This is a genomic window from Streptomyces sp. NPDC006529, assembly GCF_040611795.1.
GTDB lineage: Bacteria > Actinomycetota > Actinomycetes > Streptomycetales > Streptomycetaceae > Streptomyces.
Genome location: NZ_JBEXPB010000123.1, coordinates 1 through 1,829 on the forward strand (window position 1 = coordinate 1; position 1,829 = coordinate 1,829).

Genomic DNA, 1,829 nt, shown 5'->3' on the forward strand with positions numbered 1-1,829 from the left:
GAGGGCTCACCGGTCGGCGGGAAGACCGCCTTCCTGTTCACCGGTCAAGGCAGCCAGCGCCTCGGGATGGGGCGTGAGTTGTATGACGCCTTCCCCACTTTCGCGGATGCGCTGGATGCTGTGTGTGCCCGGTTCGATCTGGATGTGCCTTTGCGCGATGTCCTCTTCGGGGCGGATGCGGAGCTACTGAACCGTACGGAATGGGCGCAGCCTGCGTTGTTCGCGGTCGAGGTGGCGCTGTTCCGGCTGTTGGAGTCGTGGGGTGTGCGGCCTGACTTCCTCGCCGGTCATTCGATCGGTGAGGTCGCTGCCGCGCACGTCGCGGGTGTCTTGTCCCTCGACGACGCGTGTGTGCTCGTCGCCGCCCGGGGCCGCCTGATGCAGGCGCTGCCGGGTGGTGGGGTGATGATCGCTCTCCAGGCGTCGGAGGACGAAGTCCTGCCGCTGCTGAATGACCGGGTGAGCATCGCCGCCGTCAACGGGCCCGCGTCGGTCGTGATCGCGGGTGACGAGGACGCTGTGCTCGCGGTGGTGGAGGTGTTCGCCGACCGCAAGAGCAAGCGGCTCACGGTCAGTCACGCTTTCCACTCGCCGCACATGGACGGGATGTTGGAGGACTTCCGTGAGGTGGTGGCGGGGCTGGAGTTCGCCGCTCCGCGGATCCCGGTCGTCTCCCACCTGACGGATGCGCTGGTCTCGGACGAGATGGGTTCGGCCGACTTCTGGGTGCGACACGTCCGGGAGGCGGTTCGCTTCCTCGACGGTGTGCGGGCCCTGGAGGCCGCGGGTGTGACGACGTACGTCGAACTCGGTCCGGACGGCGTGCTGTCGGCGCTGGCACAGGATTGCGTGACGGCTGCTGCCGGGTTCGTGCCGGTGCTGCGGGCCGGTCGGCCGGAGGCGGAGACCGCGGTTGCGGCTCTGGCTCAGGCACAGGTACGGGGTGTGGCCGTGGACTGGTCCGCCTTCTACGCCGGTACGGGCGCCCGACGGGTGGAGCTGCCGACGTACGCCTTCCAGCACGAGCGCTACTGGCTGGAGATGCCGGGCGCGACCCGGAAGGGTGCGACGGACGACCTGGACTCCCGCTTCTGGGACGCCGTGGAGCGCGAGGACCTGGAGTCGCTCGCTGCCGCGCTGGACATGGACGACGAGAACACTCTGGGAACGGTCCTGCCGGCACTGCCCGCGCTGTCGGCGTGGCGCCGGGGTCTGCGGACCCAGTCCGAGGTCGACTCCTGGCGTTACCGGGTGTCGTGGAAGCCGCTGACGGACGGTGCTGCCGGTGCTGTGCTGTCGGGTGAGTGGCTGGTCGTGGTGCCGGCTGTGGGCGTGGATGACACGGCTGTGGTGGCGGCTCTGGCTGGGCGTGGTGCTGGGGTGCGTCGGGTTGTGGTGGAGCCGGGCATGGACCGTGAGGGTCTTGCGGGTCTGCTGGCTGGTGTGGGGTCTGTGGCTGGTGTGGTGTCGTTGCTGGCGCTGGATGAGGTGGGTGGGCTCGTTGCTACCGCCGGTCTGGTGCAGGCGTTGGGTGATGCCGGGGTGGGGGCGCCGTTGTGGTGCCTGACGCGTGGTGCGGTGAGTGTGGGCCGTTCGGACCGGTTGGTGTCTGCTGTTCAGGCGCAGGTGTGGGGTCTGGGTCGGGTGGCTGCTCTGGAGGTTCCTGAGCGTTGGGGTGGTCTGGTCGACCTTCCCGAGGTGTGGGACGAGCGGGCCATGGGCCGCCTGGTGGGTGTTCTGGGTGGTGTCGAGGACCAGGTGGCGGTGAGGTCTTCCGGGGTCTTCGGTCGTCGTCTGGTGCGTGCGGCGCGGGCTGGGGGTTCGTGGTC

1 protein-coding gene is annotated in these 1,829 nt (G+C 69.2%); it reads left to right on the forward strand.

All coding sequences use genetic code 11. From position 1 onward, the window contains the following. Nucleotides 1–1,829: acyltransferase domain-containing protein (locus ABZY31_RS31195; protein WP_356417052.1), on the forward strand; the 1,829-nt coding region annotated here is incomplete at both ends.